The organism is Nonomuraea sp. NPDC002799, assembly GCF_053592075.1.
On record NZ_JBSFVA010000003.1, the window covers coordinates 96,907 to 109,814 of the forward strand.

14 protein-coding genes are annotated in these 12,908 nt (G+C 69.9%); 8 read left to right on the forward strand and 6 right to left on the reverse strand.

Translation table 11 applies throughout. From position 1 onward, the window contains the following. Positions 1-48: 48 nt before the first annotated feature. Positions 49-807 (forward strand): GntR family transcriptional regulator, encoded by a 759-nt coding sequence (locus ACWD0F_RS07210; RefSeq protein WP_449873036.1) that lies wholly within the window; start codon positions 49-51, stop codon positions 805-807. Here ACWD0F_RS07210 and ACWD0F_RS07215 read toward each other — a convergent pair. Next, the gene (locus ACWD0F_RS07215) at positions 785-3,145 is read right to left on the reverse strand and encodes a GcvT family protein (protein ID WP_449873037.1); all 2,361 of its coding nucleotides are present in this window, start codon (positions 3,143-3,145) and stop codon (positions 785-787) included. The two genes, ACWD0F_RS07210 and ACWD0F_RS07215, sit on opposite strands and share 23 nt — an antisense overlap. A 68-nt stretch (positions 3,146-3,213) precedes the next feature. Between ACWD0F_RS07215 and ACWD0F_RS07220 the strand changes: the two genes are divergently transcribed. Continuing rightward, positions 3,214-4,119, forward strand: a complete 906-nt coding sequence (locus tag ACWD0F_RS07220) for a phosphotransferase (RefSeq protein WP_449873038.1) — start codon at positions 3,214-3,216, stop codon at positions 4,117-4,119. A gap of 35 nt (positions 4,120-4,154) precedes the next feature. Further along, positions 4,155-4,760, forward strand: coding sequence for a DUF4126 domain-containing protein (locus ACWD0F_RS07225; RefSeq protein WP_449873039.1), 606 nt, complete (start codon positions 4,155-4,157; stop codon positions 4,758-4,760). A 196-nt stretch (positions 4,761-4,956) separates the two neighbouring features. Here the strand turns inward: ACWD0F_RS07225 and ACWD0F_RS07230 are convergent, their stop codons facing one another. Both ACWD0F_RS07230 and ACWD0F_RS07235 read right to left on the reverse strand, forming a co-directional pair. Further along, on the reverse strand, positions 4,957-5,784 hold the full coding sequence (locus tag ACWD0F_RS07230; protein WP_449873040.1) for an alpha/beta fold hydrolase: 828 nt from the start codon (positions 5,782-5,784) through the stop codon (positions 4,957-4,959). Then, positions 5,785-6,552, reverse strand: a complete 768-nt coding sequence (locus ACWD0F_RS07235; protein ID WP_449873041.1) for a glucose 1-dehydrogenase — start codon at positions 6,550-6,552, stop codon at positions 5,785-5,787. Between the two features lie 139 nt (positions 6,553-6,691). Between ACWD0F_RS07235 and ACWD0F_RS07240 the strand changes: the two genes are divergently transcribed. Then, the gene (locus tag ACWD0F_RS07240; RefSeq protein WP_449873042.1) at positions 6,692-7,297 is read left to right on the forward strand and encodes a hypothetical protein; all 606 of its coding nucleotides are present in this window, start codon (positions 6,692-6,694) and stop codon (positions 7,295-7,297) included. 108 nt (positions 7,298-7,405) lie between these two features. On the opposite strand, the gene ACWD0F_RS07245 is transcribed toward ACWD0F_RS07240, so the two are convergent. Genes ACWD0F_RS07245 through ACWD0F_RS07255 form a run of 3 tightly spaced genes read right to left on the reverse strand, consistent with a single transcriptional unit; the run spans position 7,406 to position 9,928 of the window. After that, entirely contained in the window at positions 7,406-8,200 is a 795-nt protein-coding gene (locus tag ACWD0F_RS07245; protein WP_449873043.1) for a WbqC family protein, read from the reverse strand. Then, positions 8,142-8,810 (reverse strand): YdcF family protein, encoded by a 669-nt coding sequence (locus tag ACWD0F_RS07250; protein WP_449873044.1) that lies wholly within the window; start codon positions 8,808-8,810, stop codon positions 8,142-8,144. Before ACWD0F_RS07250 ends, ACWD0F_RS07245 begins: the two co-directional genes overlap by 59 nt. After that, on the reverse strand, positions 8,807-9,928 hold the full coding sequence (locus ACWD0F_RS07255) for a hypothetical protein (protein ID WP_449873045.1): 1,122 nt from the start codon (positions 9,926-9,928) through the stop codon (positions 8,807-8,809). The genes ACWD0F_RS07250 and ACWD0F_RS07255 overlap by 4 nt, the downstream gene beginning before the upstream one ends. Positions 9,929-10,259: 331 nt before the next feature. Here ACWD0F_RS07255 and ACWD0F_RS07260 point away from each other — a divergent pair, with 331 nt between their 5' ends. The 4 genes from ACWD0F_RS07260 (at position 10,260) to ACWD0F_RS07275 (ending at position 12,882) form a co-directional block, all read left to right on the forward strand. Further along, positions 10,260-10,532, forward strand: coding sequence for a hypothetical protein (locus ACWD0F_RS07260; protein WP_449873046.1), 273 nt, complete (start codon positions 10,260-10,262; stop codon positions 10,530-10,532). Positions 10,533-10,709: 177 nt separating this feature from the next. Further along, complete coding sequence (locus tag ACWD0F_RS07265) at positions 10,710-11,066, forward strand: hypothetical protein (RefSeq protein ID WP_449873047.1); 357 nt, start codon at positions 10,710-10,712, stop codon at positions 11,064-11,066. Positions 11,067-11,419: 353 nt separating this feature from the next. After that, on the forward strand, positions 11,420-12,718 hold the full coding sequence (fxlM, locus tag ACWD0F_RS07270) for a methyltransferase, FxLD system (RefSeq protein ID WP_449873048.1): 1,299 nt from the start codon (positions 11,420-11,422) through the stop codon (positions 12,716-12,718). A 29-nt stretch (positions 12,719-12,747) separates the two neighbouring features. After that, positions 12,748-12,882, forward strand: a complete 135-nt coding sequence (locus ACWD0F_RS07275; protein WP_449873049.1) for a hypothetical protein — start codon at positions 12,748-12,750, stop codon at positions 12,880-12,882. Positions 12,883-12,908: the final 26 nt, after the last annotated feature.

Consider the following 12,908-nt stretch of genomic DNA (forward strand, 5'->3'; position numbering starts at 1 on the left):
GCCCACCCAGGGCGCGATCAAGGGGTAACGCCGGGCTACGATGCGCGTGTGGTAGGGACACCGCCGGCGCTGGAGCGTGGCACGGGAGTTCCCGCGCACGTGCAGATCGAGCGGTGGCTGGTCGAGTCGATCGCCGGCGGCGAGCTGACGCCGGGCGACCGGCTGCCCGGCGAGCGCGTGCTGGCGGGGCGGCTCGGCGTGAGCAGGATGACGCTCCGCCAGGCCCTGGCGACCCTGGAGCGCGACGGCGTGCTGATCCGGGTCCCCGGCAGGGCCGGCGGCGCGTTCGTGGCCGAGCCGCGCATCGCGTGCGACCTGACGGGGCTGACCGGGTTCACCGAGCGGATGCGGCGGGCGCACCTGCGGGCCGAGGCGCGGATCCTGGTGGCCGCGACGGTGCCCGCGCCGGGCTCGGTGGCCACGGCGCTGCGGGTCGAAGCGGGCTCGGCGGTGCACGAGGTGTCCCGGGTGCGCTCGGCGGGCGGGTCGCCGATGGCGCTCGAACGTTCCTACTTCCCCTGCCTGCCCGGCCTGCTCGACCAGGATCTCACCGGCTCCCTCTACGCCCTGCTGGCCGACTGCTACGACCTGGAGCCGCGTACGGCGGTCGAACACCTCGACCCGGTGCTCGCCAGGCCCGGCGAGGCCGCCGAGCTGGGCATCGAGCCCGGCGCGCCGCTCATGCTGATCGAGCGCACGGCCTACGCCGCCGACGGGACGCCGGTGGAGCACGCCCGCGACCTGTTCCGCCCCGACCGGATCCGGATCTCGGTACGCAGCGGCGTCACGGCACCAGGGGCGTCTTGACCACGGTCCCCGGCACCCACACCCCCTCGATCTCGATCTCCACCTCGGCGCCCGGCGCGACCGGCAGGTAGGCGTTCGCGATGGATGCGCCCACGGTGTAGCCGTAGCCGCCCGAGGTGACACGGGACACGACCTCGCCCGCCACGCGGACCGGCTCGTTGCCGAGCGCGACGGCCCGGGGCTCGCGCAGCGTCACGCAGCGCAGCCGCCGCTCCGGCGCTGGATCCAGGGCGTCCCTGCCGAGGAAGTCCTTGTCCTTGTTGACGCAGAACCCCAGCCCGGCCTCGTACGGCGTCGTCTCGGGACCGATGTCCGCCCCCCACACCCGGTAGCCCTTCTCCAGCCGGAGGCTGTCGATGGCCCGGTAGCCGCCCGCGACCAGCCCGTACGGCTCCCCCGCCCGCCACAACGCCTGCCACAGCGCGAGCCCGTACTCGCTGGAGCAGTACAGCTCCCAGCCGTGCTCCCCCACGAACGTCACCCGCAGCGCCAGCACCGGCACGTCGCCGACGGTCAGCTCCCGCGCCGACATGAAGGGGAAGTCCATCGCGTCGGGGGTCAGCCCGGCGATGACGTCGCGGGCGCGCGGCCCCCACAGGGCGAAGCAGGCGTACTGGCCGGTGACGTCGGCGATCCTGGCCTGGGCGCCGGTGCGCGCGGCCTGCTTGCGCAGCCAGCCGAGGTCGTGCGAGCCGAACGCGGTGCCGGTCACGATGAGGAACTCCGCCTCGCCGCGCCGGGTGACGGTGAAGTCGCACTCGATGCCGCCGCGCCGGTTGAGCGCCTGGGTGTAGGTGACGGCGCCGACGTCGCGGGCGACCCGGTTGCCGCACACCCATTCCAGCAGCTCGGCGGCGTCCGGCCCGGACACCTCGATCTTGGCGAACGAGCTCTCGTCGAACAGCCCGGCCGCACTCCTGGTGGCGCGGTGCTCGGCCCCGATGGCCGGCGACCACGTCCGGCCCGCCCAGCCGTCTGGCCGCTCGTCCGCTCCCCCGCCCGCGTTGGAGTCGTAGTAGTTGACCCGCTCCCAGCCCGACTTCTCCCCGAAGACGGCACCGTGGGCGGCGTGCCAGCCGTAGGCGGGCGAGACCCGCAGGGGCCGCCCCGCCGACCGCTCGTGGCCGGGGTAGCGGATGTCGTAGTACGTCTCGTAGTTCTCGACCGAGCGCTTGATCGTGTACGACGGCGACCGGTAGTGGCGGCCGAAGCGGCGCACATCCATGTGCCAGACGTCCATGCTGGGCTCGCCCTCGACGATCCACTCGGCCATGACCTTGCCGATGCCGCCCGCGCCCGCGATGCCGTGGGCGCAGAACCCGGCCGCGACGAAGAATCCGCCCACCTCCGTCTCGCCCAGGCAGAACTCGTTGTCGGGGGTGAACGCCTCGGGGCCGTTGATGAGCTTGCGGATGCCGACGTCGGCCATCGCGGGGACCCGAATCCTGGAGTTATCCGAAATTTCCTCGAATCTGGGCCAATCTTCGGGCAGGAGGCGGCCGTTGAAGTCGGGCGGGACCGCGTCGAAGGTGGCCGGACCGGCCGTCCAGGGGGCGCACGTGCGCTCGTAGCCGCCCATGACCAGGCCCTGCACCTCCTGCCGGTAGTAGACGAGCAGGTCGGGGTCGCGCAGCGTGGGCAGCGCGGGGTGGTCGTGGAAGGCGTCGGTCACCACGTACTGGTGCGACATGGGCACGATCGGGACCCGCACCCCGGCCATGCGGCCGATCTCGGCGGCGAACATGCCGCCGCAGTTGACCACGATCTCGCAGTCGATGTCGCCCTGGTCGGTGCGCACGCGGGTGACGCGGCCGCGCTCGGTGTCGATGCCGAGCACCCGGGTGCGGGTCCTGATCACCGCGCCGCCCGCGCGGGCCCGCGCGGCCAGGGCGTAGCAGAGCTGGGAGGGGTCGATCTGCCCGTCCGTGGGCAGGTACGCCGCGCCGACGACCCCCTTCGGGTCCATCAGCGGGAACAACTCCACCGCCTCGGCCACCGAGATCTCCTCCAGCGGCAGCCCGAACGTGCGCGCCCAGCCGATCTGCCGGCGGATCTCGGCCATCCGCTCGGGCGTGGCGGCCAGCTTGATCCCCCCGCACTCGCTCCAGCCGGCATCGAGGCCGCGGTAGAGCTCGACGGAGTACTGGTTCATCCGGGTCAGCGTGGGGTCGGCGCGCAGTTGCCCGACCAGGCCCGCCGAGTGGAACGTGGAGCCGCTGGTCAGCTCGTCGCGCTCCAGCAGGACGACGTCGCGTTCGCCGAGCTGGGTGAGGTGGTAGGCGACGGACGCGCCGCCTGCTCCGCCGCCGATGATCACGATGCGGGCCGAGTCGCTCATGGTCGCGAGGCTAGCCGCCGCACCGTAAAAGGTCTAGACCGTTTAGGGCGGCGGAGCTAGCATCGACCATGGCCGTGACCGAGGTCCTCGATCGCATCCCCCTGCTCGCCGGCGTCCCGCGCTCCGTGGAGGAGCTGCCGGGCGGGCTCACCAACCACAATTACAAGGTCACCACCCCTTCCGGCGTGTACGTCGTGCGCGTGTCGGCCGGCGATGGGGCGTTGCTGGCGATCGACAGGGACGCCGAGCACCTGAACTCGGCGGCGGCGGCGACCGCCGGGGTGGGCGCGCCGGTGCACGACTACCTGCCCGAGCTGGGGGTGCTGGTGGTGGGGTTCGTGCCGGCGCGGACGTTCACCGAAGCCGATCTGCGGGATCCGGCGAATCTGCGGCGGGTGGCGGCGGCCTGCCGGCTGCTGCACGCCGGGCCCCGGTTCGTGCGTGACTTCGACATGTTCGAGGTGCAGGCGCGATATCTGGAGATCGTACGGGAGCGCGGCTTCCGGCTGCCGCCGGGGTACGTGGACTTCATGCCCCAGGTCGCCCAGATACGGAAATGTCTGGAAATAAGGGCAGAAAGCACCGTTCCGTGTAACAACGACCTGCTGCCGGGGAACATCCTCGACGACGGCTCGCGCCTGTGGCTGATCGACTACGAGTACGCCGGCAACAACGACCCCTGCTTCGAGCTCGGCAACATCTGGAGCGAGTCCGACCTGCCCCCCGGGCACCTGGAGGAACTCGTCACCGCCTACTACGGCCGCCGCCTGCGCCACAGGATCGCCCGCGCCCGGCTGCTGGGCCTCATGTCCAAGTACGGCTGGACGTTGTGGGCCTCCATCCAGGACGGCGCCAACGACACCATCGACTTCGACTTCTGGTCGTGGGGCATGGAGAAGTACGAGCGGGCGGTGACCGAGTTCACCGGAACCGGCCTGGTGAGCCTCATGGACGAGGCGGCTCGCACGGATTAGCGCATGATCGCTTCAGGGCGGGCAGACTGGGGGGCATGCTCGCCGCACTGACCGGACTGGGCCTGTCCACGGCCGCCGGGCTCAACGCCTACATCCCGCTCTTGGTCGTGGGCGTGCTCGCCAACCTGACCGACGCCGTGAAACTGCCGGACGGCTACTCCTGGTTGTCCAACTGGGGCGTGCTCGCGATCATCGCGGTCCTGCTCGCTGCCGAGATGATCCTGGACAAGGTGCCGGCCGTCGACAGCGTCAACGACATCATCCAGACCGTGATCCGGCCCGCGTCGGGCGGCGTGGTCTTCTCCGCCACCAGCGCCGCCGCCGAGCTCGACCACTCCACCTGGATGGCCGAGCACCCCTGGGCGGGCTGGCTGCTGGGCATCGTGATGGCCCTCACCGTGCACACGATCAAGGCGGCCGCCCGGCCGGTGATCAACGCGGGCACGGCGGGCGTCGGCGCGCCGGTGGTGAGCACCGCCGAGGACGCCGGGGCACTGGGCATGAGCCTGGTCGCCGTGTTCACGCCCGTGCTGGTGATCGTCGCGCTGCTGCTGCTCGCCGTGCTGGCCTGGTGGCTGATCAGGCGCGTACGCCGCTTCCGTGCCCGCAGGAGGGCGGCCCGGAGTCACCCGCCAGGCTGACGCCCGCTCATCCGGCGGGCTGACGCGCCACCGGGCGCGCCCCTCGTACGGTGATCACCGGTAGCGAACAACCGTGAGCGTGACGCGGCCCCCGCCCTGGCAGGCTCACACCGGGCCCGGCGGCGGCATCCGCGCCGCCGGGCCCTCACACGAACTCGCCGTCCCCCTGCGGACACCGGTGCAGCCGGGGCGGCCCTCACACGGACGCGCCGTCCCTCTGCGACTTCCGCAGTCGCCGCAACCATTGCTCCAGCACGTGCACGAACTCGGCGGGGCGCTCCTCGTGCAGCCGGTGGCTGGAGCCCTCCCAGCACATGACCTTCGAGACGGGGTCCTTCAGCAGGCCCGCCTCCCAGCCCGCCCGCTCGGGATCGGCCCAGATCGACAACACCGGGCAGCGTCTGCGGGCGAGGTAGTCGTCGCTGGCCGGCCGTACTCCGATGGCGCCGGGTGCGGTGAACATGGCCTCGAACGCCTCCGCGAGCACGTGCGGCGGCATGCCGTGCAGGCGGCGTTTGTGCCAGCGCCTGATGACGGCGGGGGTGGCGGCGTTCGTGCACCACTCGTCGATCTGCTCGGCCACGACGTTGGCCCGCTCGCCACGCAGGCCCGCGATCATCTGCGGAAAGCCCTGGGCGATCGCGGCCGTCATGCCGTAGCCGGGATCGAGGGTGACCAGGCCGCGCACGCGGTCCGGATGCTCGACGGCGAGGATCGACACGACCTGGCCGCCCATCGAGTGCCCGACCGCGATCACCTGCGGGATGGCGAGGTGGTCGAGGAGGCCGCACAGGTCGGCGGCCATCATGCGGGGCGTGTTGCCCGTCTGGGGCACCGACGAGTAGCCGTGCCCGCGCAGGTCGGGGGCGAGCACGCGGTGGCCGGCGGCGAGCGCGTCGAGGTGCCAGGACCACTGGTGCGAGTCGGTGCCCCAGCCGTGCACGAGGAGCAGCGGGGGGCCGTCGCCGGTCCCGTCGTCGGTGTAGAAGAGCCGGACGTCCCCGGCCGTCTCGGCGTACGGCATCTAGCCGCCCCCCTGCTGCTCCAGCCGGGGCAGGAGGGCGCTCTCCCCCGCCGTCCAGCCGCCGTCCACGGCCAGCTCCGCACCCGTGACGTACGAGGCGGCGTCCGACAGCAGGAACGCGATGGCCTCCGCGACCTCCTCCGGCTCCCCCCAGCGCCCGGCGGGGGCCAGCGGGAACGTGCCCTCCCCCGCCACCCCGCCGAACGGGGCCGTCATCGGGGTGAGGATCATCCCGGGGTGCACCGAGTTGACCCGGATGCGATCCCGGCCGAACTCCATCGCCGCGATCTTGGTGAGCCCGCGCACGCCCCACTTGGACGCGCCGTACCCGCCGGTCCCCGGCAGGGCGAAGAGGCCGGCCACCGACGACAGGTTCACGATGGCGCCGCCGCCGGCCGCCCGCATGGCCCCGACGACGGCCTTGAGGCCGAGGAAGACGCCGACCAGGTTCACCTGGAGCACGCGCTCGAACTCCTCGACCGGCTGCTGCTCGATCGGCAGCATGGTGGCGATGCCCGCGTTGTTCACCAGGCCGTCGAGCCGCCCGTGCTCCGCCACGGTGGTCTCGACCGCCGCCGCCCACTGCTCCTGGTCCGTCACGTCATGCTGGACGAACCGGGCTCCGAGCTCCTTGGCCGTCGCGGTGCCCTCCTCGACCAGCACGTCGGTGAGCACCACTCGCGCACCTCCCGCGACGCAGCGGCGCGCGACGGCCGCGCCCATGCCTCTGGCGCCGCCGGTGACGATCACAACCTTGCCGTCAAGCACGCGCTCCGCCCCTTCTGCCGGCAATCTGGAATCATGTGAACTCAAACACAGCCCTTCTGTCCGATCAAGGGCTTGCTTGGTGCCGCGTGCCGGCCCCGCTCCGGCGGACTATCCTTCAGAACAGCAACACCAACAGGAGGTGGCGGAGATCAGCGAGTTTCTTGTCGTCATACTGGTGATCCTGGCGTTCCTCCTGCTGCTCGGCGGCGTCGGCATCTTCCTGCTCGTCAAGCTGGGCAAGAAGGCGGCCGTCAAGGCCAAGCAGGCCACGGCCCGGCTCACCACACACGTCAACGCGATGGGCGCGGGCGACGCAGCCGAGGTCGAGCGCCTCCGCCTCGACCTGCGCCGCGAGGTGTCCCTCACCCGCCAGGCCGTCGACCACGCCCAGCGCGAAGGCTGGGGCCTCGGCGACCTGCCCCGGCTCCTGGCCGACCTGACGGCGCAGGCCGACGTCCACGACGGGCAGCTCGGGATGTACGCCCAGCAGCGCCGCGTGTCCCCCTACGTCGACCACGCCACCCTCAACCGGCTCCGGGAGCACCAGGCCAAGCTGACGGCGATGTGCGCCCGCATCCGCGCCGACCTCCTCGGCGACCAGATCCACCACACCTCGGCGGGCATCGCCGACCTCAGCTCCCGCACGGACCTGGAGATCGAGGCCCGCCGCCGCGCCCCCGACCCCCTCGACCAGATCGACGAGCTCTACCGCCGCACCATGCAGGACCGCAAAGACCTCCCCTGACGGCACCCCCAAGCCACCAAACCGGCCCGCACTCCGTATCTACGCAACCGACGTAAGCACTCACGGCGTGTAATGATTAGCTGGCTCCAGAGCGCCCCCGGCGTTCGATCAATGGCAGGACTCCTCCGCCAGAACGTGCCCGCGCAAATCCTCCAGTTCCCGCCTCATGGCACGCGGCCCAACGAGCATCAAGGCATGTACCGCGCTCACCTGCCGAGCGGATGTCCAAACGCCGGATGTGGGGGTCTGGAACGGGAGTACCTCGATCGAATGAACCCGGAAGGCAGCTGGGTCCAGGTATCGCATGCCCCCGGTCCCGCACAGATAGGCTTTCCCACCAGTCAGCCAGGTAAGATCGGCCAGCCTCTGCGACCGTGCTCCCCGCGCGAGCAGATCACTGCTGTACAGGATGCACCCCGGCCACCCGACTTCCTCCAGAAGCAGGCGTGTGGACAGCTCCGTCACGTCCGCCAGCCGATCCGTACTCTCGAACGCGGCAAGCACGGGTTCAAGCCGTTGCTTGAATGCCGGCCAGTAGGCGCTGTGCCGGTAGTGGTCGGCCAGAAGCTGAACTACACGGCGTCGACAGCGGGCGGGATCGGCCAGCCGCGCACCGCGGATGGACGTTGAGCGGCCGTGGGGCAGATGGGTGGCGATGGAGAGCCACTGAGGCTCCCGCGAGCCGTCGAGCGAGGTGAGGCGGGCCCGGTGCTGGTAGTCCCTGCGGGCGAACTGCACGTCGTCCAGGACGATCCAGTAGTCGGCGGTGAACAGCTTGGCCAGGGTCGCCAGCCGGGGGAAGAGGTTGGGCTGGTGGATCGCGCACACCTCGCCGTACGGCAGATCAGGACGACAGAAGCCTGCTGTCGAATCCGGCACGGAGAAGAGCCTGGTAGGCGTCATGTACCTCTCCTGGGACGGGCTGCTCGATGGCGTAGCCGAGTTTGGGGTACTCGATCACGCGCTGGAGGTCGCCGACGAGCATGTCGATGACCAGTTTCGGATCGCCGATCGAGCTGACGTAGTCGTCCAGCTCCAGCGGCTCGGAGGCACACACCACCTCGACGTCCGGCCACACCTTCCGCGCCGTGGCGTACGCCCGACGCTCCATGTACGGCTTGGAGATCAGGAGCACCGAACCGGGCTGGACGGCCGCGTCGACCAGCACCTGGCGCGACAGTGCGATGTTCTGGCCGGTGTTGGTGGCGTTCGGCTCCAGCAGGATCGCTTCATCGGGCACGCCGAGTTCGAGCGCATGCTCGCGGTAGTGGACGGCCTCGCCACGGGGGAATCGGGCCGCGGTGGTGGGGCTGGTGGCGCCGGAGAAGACGAACAGCGGGAACCATCCGGCTCGGTACAGTTCGGCTGCCGCGCGCGCGACCCCTAGGTCATGGCTGCCCAGGCCGATGGCCACGTCGCACCGGCGCAGGTCGTGGTGCATCTGGTGGTAGTCCCAGATCGTGCGGGCGTGCCGCCACTGCTCGTCGGTGATGACCTGCTGCTTGACGCTCACTCGGCTGCTCCCTGATCGCCGTGGGAGAGGAAGGCGGTGGTTCTCCCCTGGATGGACCGCTGGATGCCCTCGATGCTGCGCAGTTGGTGCGCGAGCCCGTGCTGTGCGGCCTCGCGCGCGGCACGGTCGAGGATCATCAGCCCATCATCCACGGTTGCCCAGTCGGAAAGCAGGATGTGCCCGTAAGCCGTCTCCAGCCGTACTCGTTGCATGGGGACATCTGTAACGGCCGTGGCGCGGGCGAGGTCGATCAGGCGCAGCGCCTCCGAGAGGTTTCCTGCGCCACGGTGGGCCAGGGCCAGTTTCTGGTGCGCGACGGACCAATCCTCAGGCTCGCCGAGGTTCTCGAACTCGCGGATGGCGGTCGTCATCAGGCGGGCGGCGTAGTCGTTCTGGTCGTTCTTGCTCAAGGCGGTGCCGACCCACAACCGGGCACGCGTCCGGTCGCGAGGTGAGAGGCGGTCGTCCACCGCCAGCACCTCATACTCCTTGGCGGCTTCGTCCAATCGGCCCGACATCTCGGCGACGACCGCCAGCGACAGGTCGAGCTGGGCGATGCGGCGGGGTATGTCGAGCTGGCTGTAGATCGAGCGCGCGCTGAGGTAGGAGCGGCGAGCGGACAGAGGGCCGGCCACTGCGCCTTGGTCGCGTTGGAGGTCACCGAGCAGCGTCGTCGATCGGGCGAACAGGTACAGGCCCTTGTCGTCGAGAGCGTGGGGATCGTAGCGGGTGAGCCATCGGTTCAACAGGTCGGTGGCGTAGCTGAAGCTCTGGCGGCTGAGGGCGACCACACTGCGGTCGAGGTCGTCGGTCCACGTCTCGTAGTCCCAGGCCCGTGGGCCCACGCGGGTGACTCGTAGGCCTTGGCCGGTGTTCTGACCGAGTTCCAGGAGCAGGGTCTCGAACCGCAGGTGGGTCGCCGAGTCCGTGCGGGCGAGCGCGGTGTCCAGGATGGCCTGGGTGTCAGGGCGGGGCCGGGTTGCGGAGCCGAGATGGTCCCACTTCGCCACGGTGCGGGGAGCCACACCGAGGTGCTGAGCGAACACTCGCACGCTCATCCGCAGCGCAAGACGAAGTGCACGCGCTTCAAGGCCAGTCCACTCATGCACGGTCGTCACGTCGCTGCTCCCTTCCACGGCCATGGAAGCACGCAGAGGCATCGAGGGACTACAGAAGTGCAACGGAAGTGCGACAGCGGGTCGTATCCAGCCGGACCGGAGCTGGCCATGCTCGAAGAGCGGGCCAAGAACCCCGACCACGGTAAGGACGGCTACCTTGTGGACACTCACCGAACAACACGATGTGGATCGCCCAATCGTCTACGGGTACCTGTGGCTACACCGCTCGACGCCCGAGCGGCAGGCAGCGCTGACGGTGACCCTCTCCCAATACTGCGACCAGCACGAAATGCGGCTCTGCGGAATCTTCACCGATCAAGGACCCGCGTCAGTGAACGCCCCGGCATTCGCCGGCCTGCTGGACGTCCTGCTCCTGTCGAGCGCCTACGGGGTGGTCCTGCCCTCCGCACACCACATGGGCGGGAAGCACGTCGCCGCTCGGCGGCGGGAACAGCTCAACGCGATTGGAGCACGGCTGCTGTTCGTACGTGGCCCTCTCCGTACGGCCACCTCCACGGCCGGCTGGAACATCCACAGCCCGGACGCCATTCATTACCGCGTTGAGGAGACGTCAGACCTGGCCGACGTCCCCCGGAGCGGCTGAACGCGGCATAGCAGCAGCCACAGCCGCGGAGCTACAAGCCCGACGCGCTGTGCTGCCACGCCGAATGCGAGCGGCCCGGTGTAGTCGTCCCCGCCGTATCGCGCCTTCGGCGCAGGCCGAGGGGTTGCTTCGGTCGGCCTGCGCCATCAGAACGTCCCTGTTACCAAGGAGGAGCCCATGCTGGCTGGTGAGGCCGAACCCGCCGCTGACGCGACAGCGAGGAGGCAGATAGCAGACCTTCAGCGCCGCGCCCGCAGCTGGTTCCTCCTGATGTACTCCCTCTACTGGCGCCACTACATCGCCATCTACATGGGGGAATCCGATCACAGCATCATTCTCCAGGCAGATGACCCAGACGAGCTTTGGCAGCTCATGGATGACGTGGCGCCGCCTGATTGGCAGGCGGACGGTCTACCGCATCTTGTTGTGGGGCCGCGCTCCGAGAGCGGCAGTGTTCAAGATTCGCTTCCCGGGTTCAGAGGGGGCTCGGGTGACAAGACGAGACGTGGACGCCGCCTCACCGGGCGCCGTTGAGTAACCGGCCGGGAACGAGGGAGGCGGTTCTGGGCGACCATCTGGCCGCCTCCCTCACTCCCTCTGGGCGTACAACACCGAGACTTACCACGGGAAGGACACGCCATGGGCGCCGGTACGCCCTTCCCGTCCTCGCCCTCACGACCCGTCCTGCGTCCGCGGGCGGCACCTTCGACGTCTACATCGCCCTTGCCGAGGCGCACCGCGCCGAGCACGTTCGCCGCGAGGAACGGCCGGAGCCCGACACGTTCCTCCCGTGAGACACGGGACGGCGGGGCTACCCCGCGTAGCAGCCGACCAGCAGCCACCATCGACCAGTTGCTCACCATGACCAACCACGAGGGGACCTACCCGTGACCACCGACAACGACGCCGCGTTCCGTGATGTCATGGCCATCGCAGATGTGGAACAACCCGCTCATGGGGATCCCGGGAAGCAGGCGGCGGTCCTGCGTGACGCCCTGGTCGAGAAGATCGCGGCTCGCCATCGGATGCTGGGTTTGGTGTTGCCGTCTGAGGTCGAGCGAGCGCTGCGCACGGTGCCCCGTCACCTGTTCACGGGCGACACCGATCTGCAAGCCGCTTACGAGGACACCGCGATCGTCACCAAGCGCAACGAGCGCGGCACCTCCATGAGCTCGGTGTCGGCGCCCTGGCTTCAGGCGATGATGCTGGGTCAGGCCGACCTCAAGCCCGGTGACCGGGTATTGGAGGTTGGGTCGGGCGGTTACAACGCGGCATTGATCCGCGAGGTCGTCGGACCGACGGGTTCCGTGACCACGGTCGACATTGACCCTGAAGTCACCGACCGTGCCCAGCGGTTCCTGGCGGATGCGGGGCACGGCGACGTGGAGGTGATCTGCGCGGACGCCGAGTTCGAGGTCGAGCCAGGCCGCACGTTCGATGCGATCATCGTCACGGTCGGCTCGTGGGACGTGCCCCCGGCCTGGCCCGCGCAGCTCGCCGAGGGCGGCAGGCTCGTCGTCCCGCTGCGCACCTGGGGCATCACTAGGTCCTGGAGCCTGGAACATCAGGGCGGCGCCCTTGTTAGCCACGATCACCAGACGTGCGGCTTCGTCGCGATGCAAGGCGCGGGGACCCACCAGGGCACTGCGACCCCGCTGCTCGGCACCGGTGGTGATCACGCGGTCGGCCTGTGGCGGGACGAGCAGGACGCTATCGACGCGGCGGCCTTGTCCGGTGTCTTGGATCTGCCCTGCGTGGAGGTGTGGACCGGCATCACAGTGGACGCCGGAACCCGCTACAGCAATCAGGATCTATGGCTGGCCGCCACCCTGCCCGGCTTCAGCTTGATCACCGCGTCGCAGCAGGCGCTCGACGACGGCATCGTGGCGCTGCCGTGGCGGTACGGCACACCGGCGTTCGTGGACGGCCCTAATCTCGCCTACCGCCCCAAGCCCCGCCCCCTAGACGGTGATGTCTTCGAGTTCGGCGCGTTCGCGCACGGCCCGCGGGCTGAGCAAGTCGCGCGGCGGCTGGCCAGCGAGATCGCCGCATGGGATTCGGCCGGGCGGCTGAGTCCTCGCCTGTCAGTTCACCCAGCGGGCACACCGGATGCCGAGCTACCCGGCGGGCACGTCCTGGAGAAGAAGCACACCCGTCTCGTGATCTCCTGGCTGCCGGCCAGGTAACCCCTCCGTTCCCCATCGGAAGGATCGTCATGGACCCGAACGACTTCAACCTCAACATCCGCTTCCTGAAGGTCGAACTTCAGAACGCCAGACCCGACAGCGAGGACTGCACCAGCGACGGCTGTGGCGACACCCCCGGCAGCGCCGGCATCGCCAACTGCTAACCCTTCCGAGCGTTCCCGGCCGCTCC

Excerpts from the sequence above, each read along its gene's own strand:
- ACWD0F_RS07215 (WP_449873037.1), bottom strand. The coding sequence starts at position 3,145 with ATGAGCGACTCGGCCCGCATCGTGATCATCGGCGGCGGAGCAGGCGGC.
- ACWD0F_RS07220 (WP_449873038.1), top strand. The coding sequence starts at position 3,214 with ATGGCCGTGACCGAGGTCCTCGATCGCATCCCCCTGCTCGCCGGCGTC.
- ACWD0F_RS07225 (WP_449873039.1), top strand. The coding sequence starts at position 4,155 with ATGCTCGCCGCACTGACCGGACTGGGCCTGTCCACGGCCGCCGGGCTC.
- ACWD0F_RS07230 (WP_449873040.1), bottom strand. The coding sequence starts at position 5,784 with ATGCCGTACGCCGAGACGGCCGGGGACGTCCGGCTCTTCTACACCGAC.
- ACWD0F_RS07245 (WP_449873043.1), bottom strand. The coding sequence starts at position 8,200 with ATGACGCCTACCAGGCTCTTCTCCGTGCCGGATTCGACAGCAGGCTTC.
- ACWD0F_RS07265 (WP_449873047.1), top strand. The coding sequence starts at position 10,710 with ATGCTGGCTGGTGAGGCCGAACCCGCCGCTGACGCGACAGCGAGGAGG.
- ACWD0F_RS07275 (WP_449873049.1), top strand. The coding sequence starts at position 12,748 with ATGGACCCGAACGACTTCAACCTCAACATCCGCTTCCTGAAGGTCGAA.